Below are 25,220 nucleotides of genomic sequence, written 5' to 3' on the forward strand. Positions count from 1 at the left end.
AGGGGAATGTCCATCTTTTGATAACACGCAACGAGTAAGTTGTGTGATGGTGGCACCCTACAGGAGAAACATTAGGTTTATCCTGGGAACGAAAAATATCACACCATCAATCTGGCCACTGGAGTGCGTTATGGATGCCAATCGCTATGCCCTGGAAGTCATCCCGTCACCGCCTGTCTTTCCCGGCGCTGCCAGCCCGGTAATGTCTGATGAAACGCTGCATTGCCGTCTGGCTGCCATTATCCAGCGGATGCAGCAACAGCAGATTGCGCAGCTGATTATCTATGCCGACAAAGAGCACGGCAGCAATTTTGAATATCTGGCGGGATTTATTCCGCGCTTCGAAGAGGCGCTGCTGGTGGTGAATCAGCAGGGCGAGCTGACGTATATCATGGGTAATGAGAACCTTAAGCTGGTGCCTTTTGCCCGCAATCCCGGACGCTGTCTGCATGCGCCGCTCTTTTCGCTGCCCAATCAGCCCATGCACGGGGAGCAGCCGCTGGATCAGCTGTTAACCAAGGCCGGGATTGTGGCGGGGGAACGTACCGGACTGGTGGGCTGGAAGCTGCTTACCGGCAGAATGTTCGATCTGCCGCATTTCATCTGTACCGCAGCCGCTCAGGCGGCGGGAGGTGAAGCGCAGCTGGTTAACGCGACCGGATTGTTTATCTCGCCTGACAACGGGGCGCGCTGCGTTAACGGTGCCGATGAAGTGGCATTTTATGAGGCAGGCGCCAATCTGGCGTCAACGGCAATGCTGGCTGCGCTGGATAGCGTGCAGCCGGGCGTTACGGAGAAGGCGTTGGGCGCTCAGCTGAATGCAGAAGGGCAGCCGAACACGGTGGTGACGATTGCCGCGACCGGCGAACGTTTCGCCCATGCCCGGCTTTATCCCTCAGATAAACGGATTACAGAGGGCGACAGACTCTCGCTCACCACCGGCTACAAAGGCGGGCTGACCAGCCGTGCCGCCTATGTCGTCAGTGATGTCGATGGGTTACAGTGTCACGTTTCCGACTGGTTAACCCGTCTGGCGATCCCCTATTATCACGCGGTCGTCAGCTGGCTGGAGCATTTACGAATCGGCATCACCGGTGGCGAACTCTATGCGCTGATCGAAACGGTGCTGCCCAAAGCGCACTATGGCTGGCATCTTAATCCGGGGCATCTTGTCGCGGACGAAGAATGGCTGAGCTCGTCCATCTGTCCCGGTTCAGCCGTGACACTGAAGAGCGGTATGCTGCTGCAGAACGATATCATCCCGTCGGTGCCGGGTTATGGCGGCTGCAGTATCGAGGATACGGTCGGGCTGGCCGATGCGGCACTACGTGATGAACTGGCAAACGCGTATCCGGATGTCTGGCAGCGCATGACGCAACGCAAAGCGTATCTGACCGGGGTGCTGAAAATCCGGTTGCCGGAAGAGGTGATTTTGCTCTCGAACACGATAGGGTATCTGCGCCCTTTTTTACTGGATAAGCGCCGTGCGCTGGTACGTCAGTAGCGGATTAACCGGCCTGATGCGGCCGGTAATAATTTGTAAAATTTAACTGAGAGTAAAACGCAGGCGCATCTGTCAGGATACGCGCCTCAGAAAGTTCCTGGTTGCTCTCATTCGATGAAATGGTTTACCAAAAACGCGGTTTTGTTTGCCTGCAAAACCTCTCTTGCCGCGTTTATCGCACTCTCTGTGGCGCTCATTCTTAACTTCGAAAAACCCGCCTGGGCGCTGACTACCGTATTTGTCACATCGCAACTCTATGCGGCATCCACCGTCTCGAAATCGCTTTTTCGTCTGTTGGGCACGCTGCTGGGCGGCATCTTTATTCTGCTCATCTATCCCGAAACCGTGCAGTCCCCGGTTCTGTTTAGCCTCTGTGTGTCGCTATGGGTCACGGTCTGCCTTTATCTTTCGCTCCATGACCGCACGCCGAAGAGCTATATCTTTATGCTGGCCGGCTACAGCGCGGCGATCATGGGCTTTCCCGACGTGGATACGCCATCGGCGATTATCAACACCGTGATTTCACGTATTGAGGAGATCACGCTGGGGATCCTCTGCAGCACGCTGATTCACCGGCTGGTGTTTCCTGTGTCGATGCATCATCTGCTGGGACAGAGCGTCAATCTCTGGTTTCTGAACGCGCGCAAACTCTGTGATGAACTGATCAGCGGGATGGCGAAGAACAAATCGCTGGAGCGGGAAGATATCCTGATTCAGATGGCGGGATATCCGCTGAATGTTGAAACGCTGCTGACGCATTGCGTCTATGAGGGCGAGGCGGCGCGTAATGTTATCCGTCTGGTCAGCGTGCAGTATCAGCATCTGACTTATCTGCTGCCGACTCTGACCGCGATTGAGTCACGGCTGGGCGTTCTGGCCGAGCTGAACATTCGTTTTCCGCCGTCCGTCACCGACGTGTTTCAGGCGTTTCTGTTGTGGCTGCATCACGATCGTATTAATGATATTGCCGGGCTGCGAGAGGCGATTTCTGCCAGTCAGGCGACGCTGGAAGAGGAATGGCGGGCAGGGCAGCTGGCAACCGAAGAGAGTCTGCTGCTGATTGGGCTGCTGGAGCGGATGGCAAACTTTGTGCGTATTGCCGATGCCTATGAGAATGTCAGCGCGCGCGCCGGGGATCTGTACAGCCACGGCGATGGTGCGGCGATCCGCAATATCCGGGAACACCGGCATATCGACAAAGGTCTGCTGAGACTGTCCGCGCTGACGGCGTTTCTGGCGACCTTTCTCTCCAGTCTGTTCTGGATTGGCAGCGGCTGGGCTGACGGTGCCAATGCGCCTTTGATGGCGGCAATCATCAGTTCATTCTTTGCCGGAGTCGATTCCCCGGTGACGCCGATGAAGCTGTTTGTGAAAGGGGTGGTAATTGCGCTGGTGGTCAGCCTGTTCTACATCGCTTTTCTGATCCCGCAGGCCAATACCTTGCAGGCGCTGATGATCTGTCTGCTGCCCGGCCTGATGCTGCTGAGTCTGGTGATCGCCAATCCCGCGACCAATCTGATTGGGCTGAGTGTCGCCATTCAGATCCCCGGCTTTATCGGCCTGAGCCATCATTTTGTGCCGAACCTGATCGTCACGCTGAACGCGGACATCTCCTCGATGGTGGGCATTATGTTCGCGGTGGTGCTGACCGCGCTGATCCGCAACAAGCGACCCTCATGGATTGCCAGAAGAGCGGTGCAGCGGGGGCTGCGCGACCTGTTAGGGTTTATCAAAATGGTGGAACGCAACTCTGCCACGCTGCTTTCACGGCAGCAATTTATTGCCCGGATGCTCGACAGGGTGAACATCATTCTGCCGCGTAAACGGCTCGATCCGGTGCCGGATATCTTGGTGGGAGGGTATCTGATTACGGAGACCTGGCTGGGCGCCAACTGTTACGACTTCTATGCTCGGCATCGCGACGTGCTGGAGAGTCATCGGATTGATAGCGGGCAGATGTTTCATGAGCTGGCGCTCTATCTGAAGCGCAAGATGAAGTCGCTGCAGTTAGCGCCACATCAGGATCTGCTGGAAGAGCTGGATTTGTTGCTGCTGCGGCTGGAGCCGATCGCGCGACAGGAGAGTGCGGCGGTCGCGCCGTTAATCCATCTGTTCAATATTCGGGTGTCACTGTTTCCGCATCAGCGCTGGCCGGAGTAACGGGAACGGGGCTGGCTGGTGGGGGTTTGATAAGGGATTGAAGTGTATGAAAGAGAACTCATTTTAGTTACATCATACAAACGATCATGCTTTAAAACAAAGGTCAGGCACAGTGACTGTTTGTCGTGTCTGGCAGTAACACGAGCCGGGCTGAAGGGAAAGGCTGGGGAGATAGATGCTGGCTGAAGCGGACAGTATACCGATTTAAAATCAGTGTGTTGCATACTATTTCCTGTCAGCCAGATACATATTTGAGCATTCGCCGGACTGCATCCCGCAGCGGCTGAAGTGCGCAATAAGAGCAGGGTGCGCGTATCTCATTACCGGCTGGGAAGATTCAGCTGTTTAGCGGTGGCGGTGGCTGGAGCTGATAAATCCAGGCAGTGTATTGCTGATTATCTTCCGTAGAAACGCGAACCTGAACGCGATCATAGCCATCTTCAAACGCATCCAGCATGGGCCAGTGGGCGTCCAGCTGACTGGAGACAAACAGATAACCCGACACTTCGGGGCCGTCTTCATCCAGAACGATGCCAGGAAAATCGGCCGCCGCACCCCAGCCACGCTCATAGAAGGTGCCGTTCACCGAACCCGCCAGCCATTCTCCGCCAATGTTTTCCAGGATATGGGCATTCTCGCGGCCCGGACAGAGCGTGCCATAGACAAATAAGCGTTTCATTTTCTCTCATCATGGAATCAGTCGCAGCCAGCAACTTTAACGTGCCTGAAATCTGATGTCATGTGGCGATTAGAATGGGCGGGTAAATGGGCAGTGAAACGGTAAGTAAAATGACGCGCTGTGGTAAATTTTACGGTCCATGGGCCACGCGGGTCTCTCAGAATTCACGTAGCGTTGTCATTTTGGTTGTGCAGAGGGTCGGGTCTGATTGAGTCAGGTGGAAGAATACTGATGAGATGGCCAGTGCGGTGTTAGCAACAGAACCTCTGGTATGACGTAATCGGAAATCGGCAAAGGCGTGCGGGAGAATATAAAACACAGAGCTTAAGCCAGTCAGACGCCGTTGAGAAAAGATGATGGCAAACAGAACAGCGGAGATTTCTTTTCGGGCAGAAAATGGTGCTGCAGTGCAAAGCGATGAGAACAGCGCGCTCAGCGTGGAAGTGGTTCGTGGCAATAAAAAGCAGAAGGTAATAATGCAGACTGTGAAAATCGTGCAGTCTGAAAGGTATGGTAAGCTGACCGACAGGAGACGTTAAGGGCAGAAATCCGGGAATTCAGCGATGTCCGGGCATCATAATGAAGCACGCACTAAAGAGCGCATAATGTATATTATGTTAAATAGGATATCTGAGTGGCCCGTTTAGCCTCGTTATTCTGTTCCCTGCCGTGTTGTTATAAACTTCCCTTACTGATCTCAATGCTGACCACCATTCAGATCGTCACCGCATTGTGCCACGTCCACCCTCGACATTCAGCCAGGCACCACAACGCATCTCCCCTTACGCGGGTTAATGATTTGAGTGGCATTGTCAGCGGTATTGTTAGCAACTAAAGTACGCACCGTACTTTTCCACATCAATAAAGGGATAACCATGGCACAGGATAAATCGCAGCCAGAAAACAGAGATAAGATGCTGCGCAATACAATTAGAATGCGACGCTGGCTTATCATTGGTGGCATCGCTGTTGGCGTGCAGGCATTACTGAGCCTCTTTTCGCAGCCCGGATCGAATGCCTTTATTTTTCACTCCATTCTTGCGCTGGGATGCATTGGCTATGGTCTGTCAATGACGCCGAAAATTCGCAGGCTTGCTCAGGCAGCAGAAAACGAAAAATGAAAAGATGCGGGAAGGCTTATCATCGCCCTTCCTGCATTTTGTTAAGAACGCAGATTGAGTTACGGGCTCTGAGCCAGAGCTTTATCGATTGCTGCCTGCATGTTCCATAGCGCCATCACAGTCTCCGCGTGGTAATACTTCATACCGGCCAACGCCCTTTTGCTGCCAGATTCGTAAACCGGCTTCCGTTGCCCGGAAAGAAGGTTTCCGGCAATCCACAGAAGATTTAACCGGGCGCCACTTTTACCTGATGAACGCAAACGGCACCAATGTTGAATCAGGGATGTATAAAACGTATGTATGATGTAACTAATCAGATCGGCTCTTCTCAGAAATTTCACATTTCCGGCTGTTAATTATCCCTTTGGCCTCAGGCACTTTACTCTCTGCGCACTGTCACCCGACTTCATACAATCAATAAAGGAAACATTGATGAAAACTTCATATGCTTTGATCGCGACATTACTGATGACCTCTGGCGCAACCGCTATTGCAGCCCAGCCTGCAGCGGCTAAAAACCCGCTGAGCGTACACGTTCTTAACCTGCAAACCGGTCAGCCTACGGCAGGTATTGAGGTTGAACTGGATCAAAAGCAGCAGGATAACTGGGTGAAACTGGCGTCAGGCGTCACCGATAACAACGGTCGCATCAGCGCCCTGTTCCCGCAGGACAAAACTGCCAGTGCAGGCAGCTACCGCGTCGTGTTTAAAACCGGTGACTTCTATAAAAAGAACAACCAGAAAACTTTCTTCCCGGAGATCCCGGTTGAGTTCAACATGGAAGCCAGCGGTGAGCACTACCACATCCCCTTACTGCTGAGCCCGTTTGGTTACTCAACCTATCGCGGCAACTGATTTTAGTCCGGCACTCACGTGCCGGATTCCCCCGCTACCCGTGCCGGAAAGCACTCCACCAGCCAGTCGATAAATACCCGTAGCCGTTGCGTCACATGCCGGTTTTGCGGATAGACCACATGAAACGGATACCCCGCCGGACGCCAGTCGCGCAGGATCTCCACCATCTCGCCCTGCTGCAGAATCGACGACAGCGAATAACTGAACGTCTGAATGATCCCCAGCCCGGCCAGTCCCGCGGCCAGATGCGCGTTGCTTTCATTTACGCCAATGCGATGCGCGCTGGTGATCTCAATTTTCTCCCCCTCACGTTCAAACCGTAGCGGAAATGGTTTGCCGGTTTGCGGCGAGAGATAACTGACCAGCCGGTGCCCGTTACGCAGTTCATCCGGATAAGCAGGAACGCCAGATGCTTTCAGATAGGCGGGCGTCGCGCAGGTAATCAGCGTGGCGTGCCCAATCAGACGGGCAATCAGTGTGGAATCGACCAGCGGACCGCCCCGAATCACACAATCGATGTTGTCGCTAATCAGGTTGGCCGGGCGATCGGAGACGCCCAGGTCCAGCGTAATGTCCGGATAGCGGGCAAAGAAATCAGGCAGCAGCGGAATAAGAATATCTCTGGCGGTAGACCCGCCGATATCAACGCGTAACTGCCCGCGGGGTTTACTGCGCCGCGCATTAAAACAGGCATCAATATCCTCAAGATTGTGCAGGATACGCAGCGCTTTCTCATAGTATTCCTGCCCTTCGGCGGTGACGGTCACGCGCCGGGTGGTGCGCTGCAGTAGCCGCACGGAGAGATGCGCTTCCAGCGCCTGAACCAGCTTGCTCAGCGTCGCTTTCGGCATGTTCAGCGAGTCCGCCGCCCGGGTAAAACTGCCGCTTTCTACTACCCGTGAAAAGGCTTTTATTGCCAGCAGCTGATCCATCCAATCCCCCTATTATCCACCCACATGGATAGTCATTTTCATTTTAACGGATTTATCCGTCAATCCTCCTCTCTTACAGTAACAACCAGTCCGGCAGCCCCGCTGGCCGGGAAGAGATAAATCTGTCAAAGAAACCATCCGGAGAAATAGATATGAACGCATCACTCGCAGGAAAAATTGCACTGGTTACAGGCGGAACAAGCGGCATTGGCCTGGCCACCGCACGGGAACTGGCGGCACAGGGCGCGCAGGTCTTTATTACCGGCCGACGCCAGGCAGAGCTGGATGCCGCGGTTGCTGAAATCGGCGGATCCGTCAGCGGAATCCGCGCTGACGCCTCACAACTGCACGATCTCGATGAAGTTTACTCCCGCATCGCGGCGCAGGCGGGACGGCTGGATATCCTGTTCGCCAACGCCGGTGGTGGCGACATGCTGCCACTGGGCGCCATTACTGAAGAGCACTTTGACCGAATCTTTGGCACCAACGTGCGCGGCGTGCTGTTTACCGTGCAAAAAGCCCTGCCTCTGCTGGTTGATGGCGCGTCGGTGATTCTGACCGGTTCAACTGCCGGGACACAAGGCACAGAGGCGTTTAGCGTCTACAGCGCCAGTAAAGCGGCGGTGCGTAATTTTGCCCGTTCGTGGGCGCTGGATCTGAAAGATCGCGGCATCCGGGTTAATGTCGTGAGCCCCGGCCCGGTTCGTACGCCTGGGCTGGGTGATCTGGTGAGTGAAGATCAGCGTCAGGGCTTGTTTGATGCGCTGGCCGCACAGATACCGCTTGGCCGCCTGGGTGAGCCGCAGGAGGTTGCCCGAACCGTGGCGTTTCTCGCGTCTGATGCCGCCAGCTTTATCAATGCGACTGAACTGTTTGTCGATGGCGGAATGGCCCAGGTCTGAGTGCTGATAAAAGACCCTGTTGCGATGGCAGCGGGGTCTTTATCTCGCTGTCTTTACTCAGTTAAGCCCAGCCGCAGTCACAAAAAGTCACGTTGCATTCATCCCGCCCGGTCAATCCCCCGCTATAGTTATTCCCTGTCACGTCCGTCAAAACACCATGGAGATAACATGAGCCAACTTTTTTCCACTGTCTCACTGGGCGAACTTACGCTGGATAACCGCATTGTGATTGCGCCGATGTGCCAGTACTCCGCTGAAGCAGGCAATGCGACTGCCTGGCACCGGATCCATCTTGGCCAGCTGGCCTTTTCCGGCGCCGGCCTGATGATTATTGAAGCCACTGCCGTTGAGGACATTGGCCGTATATCTCCCGGCGATCTCGGTTTGTGGAATGATGACAATGAAGCCGCGCTGAAAACGGTACTGGAGGATGTGCGCCGCTACTCTTCTATTCCGATTGGGATGCAGCTGGGCCATGCGGGACGCAAAGCGTCGTGTGCCGTTCCCTGGGAAGGCGGCAAGCAGATTGCGCCCGATGCCGGTGGCTGGCAAACCGTAGCCCCGTCAGCCGTGAGCTATAGCGAAGGTGAAGTTAAACCGCTGGCCATGAGCATTGATGATCTGGCTCGGGTAAAGCAGGCCTTTGTCGAGAGCGCACGACGCGCAGTGCGTCTGGGTATTGAGCTGATCGAAGTGCATGCCGCGCATGGCTATCTGCTGCATCAGTTCCTTTCACCGCTGTCGAATCAGCGCAGCGATGAATATGGTGGTTCGCTGGAAAACCGTATGCGCTTCCCGCTGGAGGTGTTCAAAGCGGTTCGTGAAGCCGTGCCTGCTGCCGTGCCGGTCGGCGTGCGTATTTCCGCGACTGACTGGGTCGAAGGCGGCTGGGAAATCAAGCAGTCGATCGCTTTCTCCCGTGAGCTGGAAGCGCTGAACTGCGCCTATATTCACGTTTCAAGCGGCGGCCTGTCGGAAAAACAGAAAATCAGCGTTGGCCCGAATTATCAGGTGCCATTCGCCCGTGATATTCGTGAGCAGGTATCTATTCCGGTGATTGCCGTTGGCCTGATCACGGAACCCCAGCAGGCCGAAGATCTTCTGCAGCAGGGCGAAGCGGATCTGGTGGCGCTGGCACGCGGTATTCTCTATGACCCACGCTGGCCATGGCACGCCGCTGCCGCGCTGGATGGCAAAGTGCAGGTGCCGCCGCAGTATCTGCGTTCCGAACCACACGATGTAAAAGGCATCCTGACGCAGGATCAGTAAGCTTTAACGGGCAGGCCGCGATAACCGTGGTCTGCCCGCTCTCTTATAAAATGCCTTTCAGCCGCAGATGCTGCAGCAGCATGATAGTTTTGGCATCCACAATCTCACCCTGATCAATCGCCTGCAACGCCTGGTCGAAACCGATCTCCAGTACCTCGATATCCTCGCCCTCTTCCTCGATTCCGCCGCCTTCTCCGCTGCGCTGCTGATCGCCATACTCAGCAATAAAGAAGTAAAGCTTCTCGGTCACCGAACCGGGACTCATAAAGGCTTCAAAAACCTTCTCAACCCGGCTGACACGAAAGCCGGTTTCTTCTTCCGCTTCGGCAACAATACGCGTTTCCGGTGAGGCGTTATCCAGCAGACCGGCGGCCGCTTCGATCAGAAAGCCATCATGCCCGTTCAGGAAAACCGGAAAACGAAACTGCCGGGTCAGGACCACCGTGCGTTTATCACGGTTATAGAGCAGGATCACTGCGCCATTGCCCCGGTCATAGGCTTCCCGGCTCTGCTCCTGCCAGTGGCCATCACGACGCAGCAGCGAAAAGGTATATTTCTTCAGGGTATACCAGCTATCTGACAGCAACTGCTCGTTGATAATGCGCACGCGGGGATGATTCTGCTGCATGATGCTCTCCAGGATGAGTAGACAGCCATCACGCTATCATGCACAATCGTGCAAATTCAAGAAAAAACATGCAAAGGTCAGCTATGCTATCCAGCCAGCGAAAACAGACGATCCTCGCCCTGCTCGACCAGGAAAAACAGGTGCAGTCACGCGAACTCAGCCAGCGCTTTGGCCTGTCCGAAGACTCTATCCGCCGTGACCTGCGTGAACTGGCGGCGGAAGGATTGCTCCAGCGGGTGCATGGCGGCGCACTGCCGGTTTCCGCAGCGCTGGGCACCTTTGAAACACGCAAAAGCGTGCAGACCGCATCCAAACAGGTGATCGCGCAGAAGGCGATCTCGCTCATCCAGCCCGGACAGATTGTGCTGATTGATGGCGGCACCACCAGCGCCGAACTGGTGCGCCGGTTACCGTCAACGTTGAGCTTTACCGCCGTTACCCACAGTCCCAGCGTGGCGCTGGCGTTAGCCGAACATCCAATGGTGGAGATCATACTGATTGGCGGGCAGCTCTATAAGCATTCGGTGGTGACGGTGGGCGCAGCGATGCTGGAGTCGATCAACCGCATCAATGCCGATCTCTTTTTTATGGGCGTGACCGGTGTGCATCCGGCGGCGGGCCTGACCACCGGGAATTTTGAAGAGGCGACGGTGAAACGTGCGCTGGCAGGACGCGCAGCGGAAACTGTAGTGCTGGCGTCAGCCGAAAAGCTGAATTCGGCTTCGGCATTTGCCATTGGCGATCTGTCTCTGGCGAGTACGCTGGTCGTGGAGGCTCAGCCGGACGAGGCGCTGCAACAGGCCCTCAGCCGGCATAATGTCACGATCGTCTGAGATCGTAGCAGGCCTGCAACGCAAGATGTGGGCCGGTCAGCGGTCGCCGGGTATGGGGAAACTGCTGTGCCACGGGCGTCATCGAACTTTGCGCCAGGGCTACGGCAACGGCTCCCCGCTGATAAGCCCGCTCTGCTGCTGCCGCAATCAGCGCAAAATAGCGTGTTATATCACCAGATTTAAATGCCGTCCATGCGCCCTCCACCAGCACAACTTCAGACTCACTGCCAGGCTTGCAGAAAAGTGCCCGCGTCGCCGCCAGGGTCGATTCTGCGGCGCAGAGTGCCACCGTCGGCCCCGACTGACGCTGAAGCGCCTCCGCTAACATCCCATCGGTGCGCATAACCCGGTCCTGCACTGAGAACTCATCGGCAACCGGCCCCAGTGTCGAGCAGGTGATCAGCACCGCATCGAATTGCGGCAACAGCGCCGTTATCATTTGCGCGATACGAAGGCGTAACGCCGCCGTCATCCCGCCGCTGCGTTCCGCCTCGGCCAGCAGCGCAGGCATCACCAGATGATTTAATGGTGGATTGTCACGCGTCAGTGCACGGGCGGCATCATCAAATATCCCGATATTACTGGCTGCAGTATGGAAACAAAGAATATTCAGGGTAAGCTCCGGTTCTTCACAGGGTCAGCGTGCGGGTGGCCATAAGGCTTGCTGGATAACAACACGATAACCATCCCGGTCCATAAATGTCACGCCCCGTTGATCCCAATAAGGATTAAATGAAGATACCCGCTGGAATCCTGCTTCCTCCATACAGCTACATCGGGCCAGCCAGTCAGGCTGTTGCGGAATGTAGAGCACCAGCAGATCGTCATTGGTTGGTGATGGCCGGATGGGATGGGTATGACAGAGCGTGAATTCGAGATGCCAGGCCAGCCCTTCAGCGCCCAGCATCACACCACTGAATCCCTGATGGTCAGTAAACTCCCCGATTTTTTGCAAGCCCAGCCCGTGGCAATAGAACTGACTGCTTTGCGTCAGGTCAGTCACCGGCCGGGCAATGCGAAGATGCTGGATGGTCATGGTTCTCTCCCTGTAAAGTTCACTGATTTTTATCACAATTCTCAGTGCTTCCCGTGACGCTGGATGCGCAGCAACTTCCCCTGTCCATAAATTGAAGGCATAAAAAAACCGCCTTAGCGGGTTCTGAATGCGTGACATGCCGCTTTGCGGATGACACGCATGACCGTTTTTGCAAGAAGATGTGAACAGTCTTCAGGGTAATCCCCTGCCGGACAGCGCCCTGCAACCGCTGTACCGCTGCGGTTAGCACGCTCTGCCGATTACCCGGAATATCACCATACCGCTCAGAGCGCTAAATGCATTCCCGCTGCAGTCATCTACACTTTCCCGGTATTCATACGGCAATGCCCTGTGCATTGCCCGGCTATAAAAGGAAGACAATATGACTGAACAAGCAACCCAGAACCACGCCTGGTTACTGGCTTCACGCCCTCACGGTGAGCCGACCAAAGAGAATTTCCGCCATGTGGCGCAGCCCTTGCCGGAAATCAAAGAGGGTGAAGTGCTGCTGAAGACCATCTACCTTTCGCTGGATCCCTACATGCGTGGCCGGATGGATGACGGTAAATCGTATGCCGCGCCAGCAGAGCTGGATCAGCCTATGGTAGGCGGCACCGTCTGTCAGGTTGCCGAATCGAAAAACAGCGATTTCAAAACGGGTGACTGGGTGCTGGCGCAGAGCGGCTGGCAGGAATATGCCGTCTCCGATGGCAAAGAGATTGCGAAGCTGGGCAACGATATGCCGCACCCCTCCTGGGCGCTGGGCATTCTCGGTATGCCAGGCTTTACCGCCTATATGGGTCTGATGGATATCGGTCAGCCGAAAGCGGGAGAAACGCTGGTGGTTGCCGCCGCAACCGGCCCGGTGGGCGCAACGGTCGGCCAGCTGGGCAAACAGAAAGGCTGTCGCGTCGTCGGTGTTGCAGGTGGCGAAGAGAAATGTCGTTACGCGGTCGATACGCTGGGCTTCGATGCCTGTCTGGATCACCACAGTGCCGACTTTGAAGAGCAGCTGAAAAACGCCTGCCCGGATGGCATCGATATTTATTTCGAAAACGTCGGTGGCAAAGTATTTGATGCGGTATTCCCGCTGCTGAACACCGCGGCGCGCGTGCCGGTCTGTGGTCTGGTCTCCGCGTACAGCCAGCGTGAACTGCCAGAAGGCCCGGACAGAACCTCACTGATCATGGCGGGTATTCTGAAGCGTCGTATCCGTATGCAGGGCTTTATCATCTTCCAGGATTATGGCGATCGTTATCCGGAGTTCCTGAAGGCGATGACGCCGCTGGTGGAAAGCAAAAAAATCCACTACCGCGAGCACATGATTGAAGGATTAGAAAACGCGCCACAGGCGTTTATTGATATGCTGAACGGCAAAAACTTCGGTAAAACCGTGGTGAACGTCGGCGCATAAGCGTGTTAGCGTGCCGCGTCGCTGACGTGGCACGCCATTAATCAGTGTGGCTGCCGGGAAACGTGTTCGGCAGCGGCACGATTAGCCTCACTGACTGCCTCTCCCAGCGTGGCGCCGACACTCAGGCGCTGACACAACACCCCGACAAAACAATCACCGGCACCGTGCGTGCTGACCAGCGTCACCTTCTGTGCAGCCAGCGTATGAGTTTGTCCCGCCTCGCTGTAAGCCACACCGTGCTCACCCGCAGTTACGACCACTCTGGCAAAGCGTCCCGCCAGCGAATCCGCAGCGGCACGCGCGGATGTCAGATCCTGCACACTAATCCCGCACATATCCCGCGCTTCAATAGCGTTCACCACCAGCAGATCGATACAGTCTTCAAACGCCGCCGACAAGGGCCGGGCGGGCGCCGCGTTGACGCAGACTGTAATTCCCCGCTGGTGTGCCGCCTGGGCCGCGCAGAGGTTCACCGCTTCTGGGACCTCGTTTTGCAATACCAGCAGCGAGACATCCTGCCAGAAGCCGGGCTGTTCAAAGGTCGCCAGCGGGATCTGCTGATTAGCATTGGAGACCACGACCGCACCGTAATCCCCTTCGGCATCGGTAATCGCCACGCTCATGCCGGAGGGAAGCTCACTGATCACACTCACCTGCGTACAATCGACACCGGCCTGCTGCAGATGATCCAGCAGGAACTGCCCCTGCTGATCCTGCCCCACCGAACCGGCAAATCGCACCGTGGCACCCGCACGGGCTGCCGCCACCGCCTGATTCCCGCCCTTGCCACCAAACTTATAGTGACAGGCGCTGCCCATCACCGTTTCGCCTTTTTCCGGACGATGGTGCGCGTCCAGCATAATGTCGTAATGAAGACTGCCGGTGACTGCAATTTTACTCATAACTAAAATTCCCGCAGATCCTGAACCGCATGCTGGGTTTTCATCAGGTTCTTCTCCGCCCGCTTCAGATCTTTCTTGGCGATAGCGACAAACAGCGCATCCAGAATATTGAGCTGGGCGATGCGTGACGCGGCGTTTTCACCCAGCAGATGCGATCCCTGAGAGGTTGAATTGAGGACCACATGCGCACTTTGCGCGATCGGGGATTCGGCGTAGTTAGTAATGGCAATCACCTTCGCGCCATTCTTTCCCGCCAGTTTAACCGGATCGTTCACCGCACGTGTCGCACCCGAATGGCTGATGGCGATAACCACATCGTCATCAGATAACACGGCGGCGGACATCAGCATGATGTGGGCATCGTCATAGGCGGTCGACTTGATGCCGATCTTCAGCATCTTGTGCGACAGGTCCCGCGCCACGGCGGCAGAACCGCCGACGGCATAGAGATCGATGTGACGCGCTTTAAAGATGATGTCTGCCGCACGATTGAATTCAGAGACATCCAGAATCGATAAGGTCTCTTCGATAGCCTGGATAGAGGTTCTGAACACTTTGGCCAGCAACTGCTCCGACGAATCATCCGGCTCAATTTCCGCATGCAGCCCCGCCACCTCAGACTGGTTGTAGTAGATCAGACCACTTCTGAAATGCCTGAAGCCGGTGAAGTTAAGCTTTTTGGTAATCTTAACGATCATCGCTTCAGAGACATTATTCTCCTGAGCAATCTCCTTGAGAGAGGACTGCTCGGTAATGTCGGTTCGGGCAATGATTGCCTCCGCCACACGTCGTTCTAACGGCGTCAGCTGGGGCAAACGCATACGAATCTGAGCGCCAATGGCTCGCGGATCTTGCTTCATTACTTGCCTCGGGTCGCCCGGTCAATCAACATCGCTATGATAATAATAAGGCCGGTAGCGAGCAATTGGTAAAAGGCCTGAATGTTCAGTAAGGTCAAGCCATTACGTAACACCCCGAGGATCACCACGCCAATCAGCGTGCCGAAGATGCTCCCCTTGCCGCCCATCAGGGATGCGCCGCCAATGGCCGCCGCCGCGATAGCGTCCAGCTCCCACAGGTTGCCGATCGTCGGCTCGGCAGCGCCAAGACGACCAATCAGAATCAGCGAGGCGAGTGACGCCAGCAGACCGGAGAAGATGTACACCGTCACCTTGGTGCGCTTCACCGGCACACCCGCGACCCGCGCCGCCTCTTCGTTGCCGCCAATCGCCAGAATATATTCCCCCAGCGGGGTCTTATTCATCACCGTCCACAGCACCAGCGCTATCACCGCCACAATCACAATCGGCGTGGGAATCCCAAACAGCATGCTGTTAATCAGCGTGCGGAACTCCAGCGGAATCCCGAAGACCGGATTACCGCCGGTGTAGATCAGCGCGATGGCCCGGAACAGCGACAGGCCGCCCAGCGTAACGATAAACGGCTGCAGCCCGGCATAGGCGATCAACGAACCACTGAACAGACCGCACATCGCGCCGACGCCCAGCGTGGCGAGGATCGCCAGCGGCACCGGTACACCCGAGGTCATCAGCGTGGCACCCAGCACCGCCGAGAGCGCTGCCGTGGGACCGACCGAGAGGTCGATTCCGCCGGAGATAATCACCAGCGTCATGCCCAGAGCAATCAGGGCGTTGATCGAAGACTGCTGCAGGATATTCAGCAGATTTGGCAGCGTGAAAAAGACCGGCGACAGAAACGAAAATGTCACCACGATAATCAGTAAGCCAATTAAAGTACCGGCATCGCGCACGTTAAATTTAAGCCGCAGCGCAGGTCGGGTACCCGGCCCGGTGGAGGTCTGAGTCGTCATAATGTTAGCCTTAAATAGTGTCAGGTAAGCGGTCAGGCGGTCTGATCGATATCTTTAATGGCATATCGGGCAATGTTCTCTTCGGTGATCGCGCTGCCGGTGAGCTCTTTGGTGATCCGCCCCTCCCGCATGACCAGCACCCGGTCAGAGATGCGCATGATCTCGGTCATCTCTGACGACACCACCACGATGGCTTTACCCGCCTGCGCCAGTTTTTCGATCAGGTGATAGATTTCAGACTTGGCGCCAATGTCGATGCCGCGCGTCGGCTCATCAAACAGGAACACGTTGGCATCCGCTGCCACCCAGCGACCGATGATCACTTTCTGCTGATTGCCGCCGCTGAGCGTGCCGATGGTTTTTTCGATGTCCAGCGGGCGCAGTTTCAGATCGCCCATCACCCTCAGCGCCTCACGGTCGAGCCGGGCCTGGTTCATCAGTCCCGCCGAGGTGAAACGGTGCATCGACGGTAGTGCCATGTTCATCTTCACCGCCCGCTCTTTGATAATGCCCTCTTTCTTGCGGTCTTCCGGCACCAGGCCAATGCCCGCTTTGATCGCCGCGCGCACGTTGTGGTTCTGCACTGCGTTGCCGTTGACGCTGACCGTGCCAGCAGTGCGCCTGTCGATACCGGCAATCAGCTTCAGCAGTTCGGTACGCCCTGCACCCACCAGCCCGGCAATCCCCAGCACTTCGCCAGCCCGCACGCTGAAGCTGGCGGCCACCACGTCGTTGCCACGCGTCAGATCCTCTACCCGCAGCACTTCGCGATCGCTGACAAACGCCTGATGGTCGAGCTTGTCGATCTTCCGTCCGACCATTTTGGCGACAATGCTCTCCTCATCCTCGTCACTGATGTTGACCACGCCTACCTGCCTGCCATCACGCATAATGGTGGCGCGGTCGCAGACCCGGAAAATCTCATTCATCTTGTGCGATACGTAGATCAGCGAGACGCCGGTCGATTTTAAGTCACCAATCAGCTCCGCCAGACGGTCGAACTCGCGGGGCGTCAGGCTGGAGGTCGGCTCATCCATGGCGATAATTTTCGCGTCATCCAGCAGCGCCCGCGCAATCTCAACAATCTGCTGCTGCGATACCTTAAGATTTCTGATCGGCGTATCGGGGTCGATAGTGGGATCCAGCGTCTTCAGAATCAGCGTCGCCCGCGCCAGCTGGGCTTTTTTATCCACCCACCAGCCCCCGGCACGGGTCAGCGGGCGGCCCAGAAACATGTTCTGCGCCACGGACAGCTCCGGAACGTGCTGCAACTCCTGGTGGATCATGGCGATCCCGGCCTGACGGGCGCTGAGAGGACTGCGGATCTGCACCCGGTTGCCGTTGACGCTGATCTCCCCGCTGTCCGCGCCGCGCACGCCGGAGAGGATATTCAGCAGCGTCGACTTACCCGCGCCGTTTTCCCCAATCAGCGCATGCACCTCGCCGGGCCGCACTGAAAAATCGACATCCTGCAGCGCGGCGGCGTTACCGTAACTTTTGCTGATGCCGCGCATCATTAAGCGAAACTGTTCCATACCCGCCTCCGCCGGCTTATTGCTGAGCCAGCAGCTCACGCAACCGGTTGTTGTCTTTGGTGGAGAACGCGTCGACATTCTCTTTGGTGATCAGCGCCTGTGGCGTAGAGATCACGCGCGACAGTTTCTGTCCATTGATCAGACGGATCATCACGTCCATCGCCACTTCACCGGTCAGCACCGGGAAGCTGTCGACCGTACCGGTGAGTTCACCGCGCCTGATGGACGCATAGGCATCGGAAATACCATCAGTACCGAAGATCGCCACCTGTGACGCTTTGTTCTGCGCCCGCACCGCTTCCACCACGCCCAGCGCCATGGTGTCGTTGTTCGCGTAGAAGCCAATCAGATCGGGATGCTGCTGCAGAATGGTCGAGGCGGCGTTAAATGCCTGCTCACGACTCCAGTTCGCCGGCACGCTGGCGACGATGGTGAACTTACCATTCGCGTCCAGCGTCTCTTTAAAGCCACGGGTACGCTGTCCGGCGGCGTACACCCCTGGCTGCCCTTCAATCACCGCGACCTTGCCGCCCTGCGGATGATGCTGAATAAACCACTTCGCGACCCGCACGCCATTATCTTTCTGGACGTTGCCGACGTAGTAGCGCACATTCGGCATCACCGCATCGTTGACGTTCACCACCGGGATATTTTTACTGCTGGCACTCTCCAGCGCAGGCTGCAGGTTGATATCGGTCTGCGGCGAGACCAGCAGGCCGTTAAAGCCCTGCGAAATCAGGGTTTCTGCAATCGACAGCTGACCGAGCTGATCGTCTTCATTGGCTGCCGCCTGATATTCGACGGTAATGCCATACTTCTTCGCCGCGTTCTGGTAGCCCTGGCCGAGCAGGCGCCAGTACTCATTGGTCAGGGTTTTCGATACCCCGCCAATCTTCAGCGACTTGTCGACTTTCGGCAGCGCGCCATATTTAGTGTCGAGCTGGGTCCAGTCGGTGCGATCCGGTTCGGTGTCTGACTGCAACGGGGCCAGTTCTGCCGCATAGACGGTGCTGCAGAGCAGTGAGGAAGCGATAAAGGCAAGCAGGCGTTTTTTCATGTTTTTATTCTCAGCATGTTGGGTAGAGTTTTTTTGTTATGCAGGGTGCTGTTGTTATCGCGCCAGCATGATGTCATTGACGATCTGCTGGGTGGCGACCGCATCCTGGCGCTCAATGGCCGCCAGTAACGCTGCGTTGCCGTGCAGCTGGTCGCAGAGCCGCAGCAGCCGGGTCACGGTCGCGATATTGCTTTCTGCTTCGCGGATCGGGTCAAGACCGCTGGCATCCGGGAAGGTATCGAAGTAGTAGGCCCCGCTGTAGCCGTCGCGCTGCATCTGCCAGAGAAACTCCAGCGTCGCGCGCGGATTCACGGAGGCGACCATCAGGCCGTCGTCACGTTTGCCCCAGCCGTCATTGAGGTCCAGCCCCAGCAGGCGTGAGCGGCGTGCCACCATGGCAGCGGCGTAAGCCGGAATCTCATTGGCAAACAGCACGTGCGCAAAATCCAGGGTGATGCCCAGATTGGCGCAGCCCGCCTCTTCTACCGCCAGCAGACAGGTGGTGGCGTTGGGGAAGATGCTGTAGGCGCGTGGCTCATTGGGTTTGTATTCAATGCTGACGTCCACGTCCGGGGCATACTCAGCCACTTCACGCACGGCGCTGACCGCATCCTCCCAGATCTTCTTATAGTCCGCCTGGAAGCAGTAATCGAACCCATCCTGCCCCATCCACAGCGTCATCAGCCGCGAACCGAACTCCCGGCCTGCATCGATGCCGCGCTTGGTCAGCTCGATCGCTTCACGCCGCACTCTGGCGTCAGGATGGGTAAAGGCGCCGATTTTGAACTGCGGCGCATCCCAGCGCATCTGCATGCCGTTGACGGCCAGACCCGCGTCACTGATTGCCTGGCGCAGAGTGGGAATATCGCTGGTCAGATGCTGCGGAAAGTTGAGGTCGAGATGCGTTAAGCCTTTGACCTTGCCTGCGCGGGCAACCATCTGCAGCACAGAGGGCTTGCCCTGCTGATCGGGCCAGTAGAGGTGAGCTCCCGAGGCAAACGAGTTGAGACGGGTAGCAAATTTCAGTTCCGACATGAGCATCAATCCTTCAGAGTGCGTATTGTGAAGTACTTTTCATATTCACGATTAATTGTGAAGTTATGTATTAATCTACGCCTCGCGCTTCAATGCGCAAGTCAGTCAGGCCAGGGAAATCCTTAAACCGGGAGCGCGGTCACGAAATAGTTTCGGTGCGTTATCAGATGAATGACAGGCAGCCTGGGGGGAATTGCAGAGAAATACAACGGATTGAGGCGGGAAGCCGGGGCGTGAAATCTGACAGGAAAAAGCGTGAAAAAAGCTGAGCGCCAGGGCGGCGCTCAGCGGGACGACATGACGTTACTTCAGACGGAAAGCGACAACGCTGTCGCCCGCCGTGGTGCCAAGCGAGCCGTGGCCGCCTGCGGCAATCACCACATACTGCTTACCATCTTTACCCATAAAGGTGGATGGCGTGGCCTGCGCTCCGGCGCTGAGTTCAGTCTGCCACAGCAGTTCACCGGTGGTGCTGTCGTAAGCACGGAAGAAGTTATCTGCCGTTGCGCCGTGGAACACCAGATCACCCGCCGTCAGCAGCGGTCCGCCGTGCGCGACCATCCCCATCGGGAAACCGAGCGGGAAGCGGCCAGGCAGGAAGCTGGTTTTGAGGTTTTTCGTGGTGCCAACGCGACGCAGCCATTCGGTTTTGCCGGTGGTCAGATCCACACCCACCATCCGTCCCCACGGTGGCGCGATGCAGGGAATACCCAGCCCCGACGCCATCTGCTGGATGTGGATAGCGTAGTCACCGTGGAAATTCTCATTCCAGTACGGCGTGCCATCTTTGGTGAAGGTACGCTGGGTTTCGGTTTCTGGCGTGCGTTTAATCAGGTTGTATTTGTAAGCCAGGCGCACCGGTGCCGCAATCAGCATCTGACGCTGTGGATCAACGGCCACGGAACCCCAGTTAAACACCCCGATATTGCCCGGGAAGATCAGCGAGCCTTTTTCGGTTGGCGGCGTCCACGGGTTACCGTCATAACGCAGCTCACGGAACGTGATGCGGCAGGCCATCTGGTCAAACGGCGTGATGCCCCACATTGACTTCTCAGTCAGCGGCTGCGGAATGAAGTTCAGGCTGGAGACCGGCTGGGTCGCCGCATACTGCTCGCCCTTGATGCCATCCGTGGAGACCTTAACCTGCTCTACCGGGTAAACCGGTTCGCCGGTCAGGCGGTTCAGTACAAACAGGTTGCCGGTTTTGGTCGGCAGGATCACCGCAGGCTGCGGGTTGCCCTGATAGTTGATGTCCACAAGCGACGGCTGTGACGGGTTATCGCGATCCCACAGGTCGTGGTTCGAACTCTGATAACGCCATTTGAACGCACCGGTTTTCAGATCCAGCGCCACCAGCGCATCACGGAATTTCTCCGTGTTGCTGGCCGGGTCGCGTTCAATGCCGACTTCATCCGGCGAGGCGTTACCAAACGGCACATAGACCAGGCCGTTTTTCAGGTCCGCGCTCAGGGTCGCCCAGGCGATCGGGGTATCCTGCGGATAGGTGGCACCTGCCGCGACCGGTGCGGTGTTATCCGGGTTAGCCGGATCGAAGTTCCACACCAGACGACCGCTGACGGCGTCATAGGCACGGATCACACCGGATGGGTTGCCGCTGTTAAAGCCGTTATCCATCACTGAGCCGCCGACAATCACCAGATTGCCCGCCACCAGCGGTGCTGCGGTCTGCATCAGCGCGTGCGGACGTACTTCGCCCATGTTATCGCGCAGGTTCACCACACCGTTGTCACCAAAGTCAGCGCACGGCTTGCCGGTGTCGGCATCCAGCGCCAGCAGGCGGGCATCGGTGGTTGCGTTAAAGATACGCTTGCGGCAGAGGGCCGGGGACGCGCCCGTCTGCTGCTGCGCCTGCTGACCGGCGTCGAAATAGCTCACGCCACGACAGGTCTGGTGCTGCTGCAGATAAGAGCGGTTTTTATCCGGCATCGTTTTCCACTTCACCGCACCGGTTTCCGGGTCGAGCGCATGGACTTCGTTGTGCGGCGTACAGAAGTAGAGCATGCCGTTGGCTTTCAGCGGCGTCGCTTCAAAGGTGTACTCGGTTGCATCATCACCCTGACGCAGATCGCCAGTATGATAGGTCCAGGCCACTTCCAGATCTTTGACGTTATCTTTGGTGATCTGCTTCAGCGCAGAGAAACGCTGGCCATCCGCCGTTCCGCCGTAGGCGCTCCACTCTTCAGCGGCACCACCGGTCGCAGAGGCGTTGCGCGGCGTAGTAATGGTCCCCTGCTGCGGCAGCGGATCGTAAAAACAGAGGCCGATAACCAGCAGTACCATCAGCACCACCGAACCGCCGAGGAAAGGATGGAAGCGACGCTGCCCCTGATAGAGCGGACGTACCACCCACGGCAGAGCCAGCCAGACGCCCAGCACACCAAACAGATCGCCGCGCGGGATCCACTGCCATTTGTCGAAGCCCACTTCCCGGATAGTCCAGAACAGCGTGACCCACATCAGCAGCGCATAGAGCGTCAGCGCACTGCGTTTGTTCATCATCAGCAGAATCGCGCTGAGCAGAACACCCACGCCCATCAGCGCATAGAACGCGCTGCCTCCTGCCAGCAGGAGTTGTCCTCCCATGTAAATCAGGGCAATAGCAAATATCACCATGATTATACTGGTTATTTTATTGATCATGATCCTTCCTCGGGTCATTAGCGGCGATTAAAAAGTTAATCCCGAAACATAATTTCAACGCGATTTTAACGTATGGTCGAAATATGTAAAAACGTGTACAGGCGTAAATGATTAGTAATATTTATTATAAATGTGACTCGCAGAGGGGTTCAGGCCGATTTTTTTACTTTCTGAAGGGGGAAGAACGGGATAACCATCACAAAAAGTTAACCATAGGCTGCTAACTATCGCACCTTTTGTTCAAAGGCGAACAATTAACAGACAAGCGGTGCTTCTCTGATTCCCGGCTAAAAGTTTTCCCCGGCCAGCCATTACAGGGTGTGAATTACCCTATTGATATTAATGGCCATCTAAATGGAATCTGCTTCTCAGGGCAGTAATAAATCACTTCACATAGGGACTGCATCTCATCACTTTAACACTCAAGCAGGCATCAACGGATGGACTCCATCACCGTTGACGAATGTCAACACAGAGAATAGAATCCAGTTATTCGGAGGCAAATGAAGAAACATCCGAACAGGCCTGTTCAGGCAGCCATTGATTATGCGCTAAAGAATGGCTGGATTTGGGTTCCACCGGGCGATTCAGCCCATTGCTTTTGCAAGCTGCGTTGCGGGAATCCAGAAGATGAGCACCGGGATCATCAAATGAGTGTGTGGTCTACGCCACGAAGCCCGGAGAACTACGCTAAGCAAATCAGGCGTAAGGTCGATCGCTGCACATGATTTTGCCCGGTAATGAGCCGTTAACGCCACTCTTTACCGGGTCACACACCCACGAAAAGAAGAGGTAATATGGCGCTTTATAACTTCACTCTGACTCTCTCCGGCGTAACCTATGAGACCGAAGGACTGGAAGATGCGCTGTTTGAAAGCGGCTGTGACGATGCGCTAATTTGCGCATATGGCCGATCTGTTTATCTGGAATTTGACCGTGAAGCAGACTCGCTGGACTACGCTATTGCATCCGCAATTGATAACGTGGAGTCTGCCGGTATAGGCGCTACAGTAACGTCTGTGGATTCTGCACTGGTCGGGCTAAGCGACATTGCAGAGATCACAAAAATGTCCCGCCAGGCCATCGCTATGCTGAAAGACGGCACGCGCGGTAACGGTGACTTTCCCTGCCCGATTCAGCGCATTAAAGGCCAGTCACCGCTTTGGGATTGGGCTGACGTTGCTGCATGGCTGGCAGAGAATGGACGAATTAAAGCAGGCAGCGAACTGGCTGCTAACGCCCGTACACTCAGCAAATGGAATCTGGCACTAAGAGCCAGTGCTTCAAAAGACTTTACGGAAGTGGAGTCGATCGCTACCAGACTGATCGAACGTCGTCGCCAGGTATGTGCATAGTTGTCGGGAAAAGGTCGCGATCGGACGTCTGCTATCACGTCATGGCTGATAACCAGTGTGAGCAATTTTACTGTCAAATAATCGTAATGATTGATTCACCCTGCCCTGCAATAACTCTTAATGCTGAAATCGGGAAAGTCTCCGCTCTGCTGTTAATATCGGTGTGATATTCAACGCTGGTGCGGGGTGATGCATTTTCAGAGGCATTAATTTCTCGAGTCACAGACCATTTCATTATTTTTTTAGTTACACACCCCTCAAAAAACAGATTAATTAAAAGCGGAATACGGACAGTGAAAACGATTTCAGATATTCCGTAGCCTGACGCTGTTTTTATCTGTGATATATATCATCACTCTTATTATTATTTATCCGGCCAGCAGGCGGAATTTTCTCTGGCAGCAATAACCCAGGCAGGTTCACTATGTCCGTACTCCATGCTATTTATCGCAAGTTTCGTTTCCCGTTTAAATTTATCAATGCCGCGCTTCGCTATCCTGCTGCACAGGCACGGGTAAAACGTTATTCCGTTATGTCGATTGAAGAAACCATTGACCTGTTATTACATAATCCACAATTATCGCTGGCCCGGTATGGCGACGGTGAACTGGAAATGACCTGGTATAAAAATATTGGTTTCCAGCCATTTGACCCGAAGCTGTCCGCCCGGCTAAAAGCCCTGCTGCAGCAGGATTCAGCGGCCAACCCGAACTGCCTGATTTGTCTGCCGGATGCCTTTCGTACCACCCGTAATATGCGGAGTGGATCGGCCCTGTTCTGGTTCTTCCATAAATCATTTTACTTTAAACATTATGAGGCTCTGCTGAATAAACAGGTCCGGTATGGAAATACTTCCGTGACCCGGCCTTATCACGATTATAAGGGCAAACAATTATCCCGGACGATATTTGATAAATTTAAACAGCTCTATCAGGGCCGTCGGGTATTAATTGTTGAAGGCAGTGGAACGCGTCTGGGATTAGGCAATGATTTACTGGAGGGTGCCAGCGAAGTGAAACGTATTACCACGCTGAACCGCAACGCCTTTTCTGTTTATGATCGCCTGTTTGAAACTGTATCCAGGAATGCCGTCAACTTTGATCTGGTCTTAATTTCCCTGGGACCGACGGCAACGGTACTGGCCTATGATTTAAGCCAGCAGGGTATCCGCTGTATTGATAGCGGCCATGTCGATATTGAATATGAATGGATGCTGGCCAGTGCCACTACAAAAATAATAGTGGAAGGTAAAAACGTGAATGAAGCGGGCGTACTCCTGAGCGAACAGACTACCGTGGCCGATGCCACTTATCAGCGACAGATTTTGCAGCATGTTGGCGAACAACCGCAGAGCAGGAGTGCTGAAGAGGTAGCGATCACTGAAGCCGTGGTTATCCCGCTGCCACACGTCAGCAACACGCATCATAACGCCGCCTGAGACTCACCATCGGCAGGCAGCGGCTGCACCGCATTGATGCGCAGGCAAATAATTAGCCGGATCAGTTAACAGC

The 25,220-nt window shown here is 55.7% G+C and carries 24 protein-coding genes; 12 read left to right on the plus strand and 12 right to left on the minus strand.

What is annotated here, in order from left to right; all coding sequences use genetic code 11:
- The first annotated feature begins 130 nt into the window (after positions 1–130).
- Together PU624_RS13340 and PU624_RS13345 are read left to right on the plus strand one after the other, a co-directional pair.
- Positions 131–1,504 (plus strand): M24 family metallopeptidase, encoded by a 1,374-nt coding sequence (locus PU624_RS13340; RefSeq protein ID WP_283545371.1) that lies wholly within the window; start codon positions 131–133, stop codon positions 1,502–1,504.
- A gap of 114 nt (positions 1,505–1,618) precedes the next feature.
- Positions 1,619–3,664, plus strand: a complete 2,046-nt coding sequence (locus PU624_RS13345) for an FUSC family protein (protein WP_283545372.1) — start codon at positions 1,619–1,621, stop codon at positions 3,662–3,664.
- 337 nt (positions 3,665–4,001) lie between these two features.
- Here the strand turns inward: PU624_RS13345 and PU624_RS13350 are convergent, their stop codons facing one another.
- A complete protein-coding gene (locus PU624_RS13350) occupies positions 4,002–4,343 on the minus strand; it encodes a gamma-glutamylcyclotransferase family protein (protein ID WP_283545373.1) in 342 nt (113 codons plus the stop codon).
- Between the two features lie 353 nt (positions 4,344–4,696).
- Between PU624_RS13350 and PU624_RS13355 the strand changes: the two genes are divergently transcribed.
- From PU624_RS13355 to uraH, 3 genes are all read left to right on the plus strand, one after another.
- Positions 4,697–4,882 (plus strand): hypothetical protein, encoded by a 186-nt coding sequence (locus PU624_RS13355; RefSeq protein WP_283545374.1) that lies wholly within the window; start codon positions 4,697–4,699, stop codon positions 4,880–4,882.
- A gap of 336 nt (positions 4,883–5,218) precedes the next feature.
- A complete protein-coding gene (locus PU624_RS13360; RefSeq protein WP_283545375.1) occupies positions 5,219–5,464 on the plus strand; it encodes a hypothetical protein in 246 nt (81 codons plus the stop codon).
- 432 nt (positions 5,465–5,896) lie between these two features.
- Positions 5,897–6,319 carry a hydroxyisourate hydrolase gene (uraH, locus tag PU624_RS13365; RefSeq protein WP_283545376.1) on the plus strand — a complete coding sequence of 141 codons (423 nt, stop codon included), beginning with the start codon at positions 5,897–5,899 and terminating at the stop codon, positions 6,317–6,319.
- Positions 6,320–6,333: 14 nt separating this feature from the next.
- On the opposite strand, the gene PU624_RS13370 is transcribed toward uraH, so the two are convergent.
- Positions 6,334–7,251, minus strand: coding sequence for a LysR family transcriptional regulator (locus PU624_RS13370; protein WP_283545377.1), 918 nt, complete (start codon positions 7,249–7,251; stop codon positions 6,334–6,336).
- A gap of 152 nt (positions 7,252–7,403) precedes the next feature.
- Between PU624_RS13370 and PU624_RS13375 the strand changes: the two genes are divergently transcribed.
- Both PU624_RS13375 and PU624_RS13380 read left to right on the plus strand, forming a co-directional pair.
- The gene (locus PU624_RS13375) at positions 7,404–8,153 is read left to right on the plus strand and encodes a glucose 1-dehydrogenase (protein ID WP_283545378.1); all 750 of its coding nucleotides are present in this window, start codon (positions 7,404–7,406) and stop codon (positions 8,151–8,153) included.
- A gap of 168 nt (positions 8,154–8,321) precedes the next feature.
- Positions 8,322–9,422: an NADH:flavin oxidoreductase/NADH oxidase gene (locus tag PU624_RS13380; RefSeq protein ID WP_283545379.1), complete on the plus strand. Its 1,101-nt coding sequence runs from the start codon at positions 8,322–8,324 to the stop codon at positions 9,420–9,422.
- 43 nt (positions 9,423–9,465) lie between these two features.
- On the opposite strand, the gene PU624_RS13385 is transcribed toward PU624_RS13380, so the two are convergent.
- Positions 9,466–10,050 carry an NUDIX domain-containing protein gene (locus PU624_RS13385; RefSeq protein WP_283545380.1) on the minus strand — a complete coding sequence of 195 codons (585 nt, stop codon included), beginning with the start codon at positions 10,048–10,050 and terminating at the stop codon, positions 9,466–9,468.
- Between the two features lie 83 nt (positions 10,051–10,133).
- On the opposite strand from PU624_RS13385, the gene PU624_RS13390 reads away from it, so the two are divergent.
- The gene (locus PU624_RS13390) at positions 10,134–10,883 is read left to right on the plus strand and encodes a DeoR/GlpR family DNA-binding transcription regulator (protein WP_283547982.1); all 750 of its coding nucleotides are present in this window, start codon (positions 10,134–10,136) and stop codon (positions 10,881–10,883) included.
- Here the strand turns inward: PU624_RS13390 and PU624_RS13395 are convergent.
- Positions 10,870–11,394, minus strand: coding sequence for a glutamate racemase (locus PU624_RS13395; protein WP_283545381.1), 525 nt, complete (start codon positions 11,392–11,394; stop codon positions 10,870–10,872). The two genes, PU624_RS13390 and PU624_RS13395, sit on opposite strands and share 14 nt — an antisense overlap.
- A 126-nt stretch (positions 11,395–11,520) precedes the next feature.
- Positions 11,521–11,919, minus strand: a complete 399-nt coding sequence (locus PU624_RS13400; protein ID WP_283545382.1) for a VOC family protein — start codon at positions 11,917–11,919, stop codon at positions 11,521–11,523.
- A 382-nt stretch (positions 11,920–12,301) separates the two neighbouring features.
- Here PU624_RS13400 and curA point away from each other — a divergent pair, with 382 nt between their 5' ends.
- Positions 12,302–13,333 carry an NADPH-dependent curcumin/dihydrocurcumin reductase gene (gene curA, locus PU624_RS13405; RefSeq protein ID WP_283545383.1) on the plus strand — a complete coding sequence of 344 codons (1,032 nt, stop codon included), beginning with the start codon at positions 12,302–12,304 and terminating at the stop codon, positions 13,331–13,333.
- Positions 13,334–13,374: 41 nt separating this feature from the next.
- Here the strand turns inward: curA and PU624_RS13410 are convergent, their stop codons facing one another.
- From PU624_RS13410 to PU624_RS13440, 7 genes are all read right to left on the minus strand, one after another.
- The gene (locus PU624_RS13410) at positions 13,375–14,235 is read right to left on the minus strand and encodes a PfkB family carbohydrate kinase (protein WP_283545384.1); all 861 of its coding nucleotides are present in this window, start codon (positions 14,233–14,235) and stop codon (positions 13,375–13,377) included.
- A gap of 2 nt (positions 14,236–14,237) precedes the next feature.
- Entirely contained in the window at positions 14,238–15,095 is an 858-nt protein-coding gene (locus PU624_RS13415; protein WP_090961029.1) for a MurR/RpiR family transcriptional regulator, read from the minus strand.
- On the minus strand, positions 15,095–16,066 hold the full coding sequence (locus tag PU624_RS13420) for an ABC transporter permease (protein WP_283545385.1): 972 nt from the start codon (positions 16,064–16,066) through the stop codon (positions 15,095–15,097). Before PU624_RS13420 ends, PU624_RS13415 begins: the two co-directional genes overlap by 1 nt.
- 32 nt (positions 16,067–16,098) lie before the next feature.
- Positions 16,099–17,601, minus strand: coding sequence for a sugar ABC transporter ATP-binding protein (locus PU624_RS13425; protein WP_283545386.1), 1,503 nt, complete (start codon positions 17,599–17,601; stop codon positions 16,099–16,101).
- 16 nt (positions 17,602–17,617) lie between these two features.
- On the minus strand, positions 17,618–18,658 hold the full coding sequence (locus PU624_RS13430) for a sugar ABC transporter substrate-binding protein (protein ID WP_283545387.1): 1,041 nt from the start codon (positions 18,656–18,658) through the stop codon (positions 17,618–17,620).
- A 54-nt stretch (positions 18,659–18,712) separates the two neighbouring features.
- Entirely contained in the window at positions 18,713–19,693 is a 981-nt protein-coding gene (locus PU624_RS13435) for a TIM barrel protein (protein ID WP_283545388.1), read from the minus strand.
- A gap of 303 nt (positions 19,694–19,996) precedes the next feature.
- A complete protein-coding gene (locus PU624_RS13440; RefSeq protein ID WP_283545389.1) occupies positions 19,997–22,354 on the minus strand; it encodes a membrane-bound PQQ-dependent dehydrogenase, glucose/quinate/shikimate family in 2,358 nt (785 codons plus the stop codon).
- A 503-nt stretch (positions 22,355–22,857) separates the two neighbouring features.
- Here PU624_RS13440 and PU624_RS13445 point away from each other — a divergent pair.
- The 3 genes from PU624_RS13445 to PU624_RS13455 all read left to right on the plus strand — a co-directional run bounded on the left by PU624_RS13445 (position 22,858) and on the right by PU624_RS13455 (position 25,147).
- Positions 22,858–23,082 carry a hypothetical protein gene (locus PU624_RS13445; protein ID WP_283545390.1) on the plus strand — a complete coding sequence of 75 codons (225 nt, stop codon included), beginning with the start codon at positions 22,858–22,860 and terminating at the stop codon, positions 23,080–23,082.
- Between the two features lie 69 nt (positions 23,083–23,151).
- Positions 23,152–23,709: a helix-turn-helix transcriptional regulator gene (locus PU624_RS13450; protein WP_283545391.1), complete on the plus strand. Its 558-nt coding sequence runs from the start codon at positions 23,152–23,154 to the stop codon at positions 23,707–23,709.
- 424 nt (positions 23,710–24,133) lie between these two features.
- Positions 24,134–25,147, plus strand: a complete 1,014-nt coding sequence (locus PU624_RS13455) for a GT-D fold domain-containing glycosyltransferase (protein ID WP_283545392.1) — start codon at positions 24,134–24,136, stop codon at positions 25,145–25,147.
- Positions 25,148–25,220: the final 73 nt, after the last annotated feature.

Origin of the sequence: Pantoea sp. Lij88, assembly GCF_030062155.1 — a bacterium.
Lineage (GTDB): Bacteria > Pseudomonadota > Gammaproteobacteria > Enterobacterales > Enterobacteriaceae > Pantoea.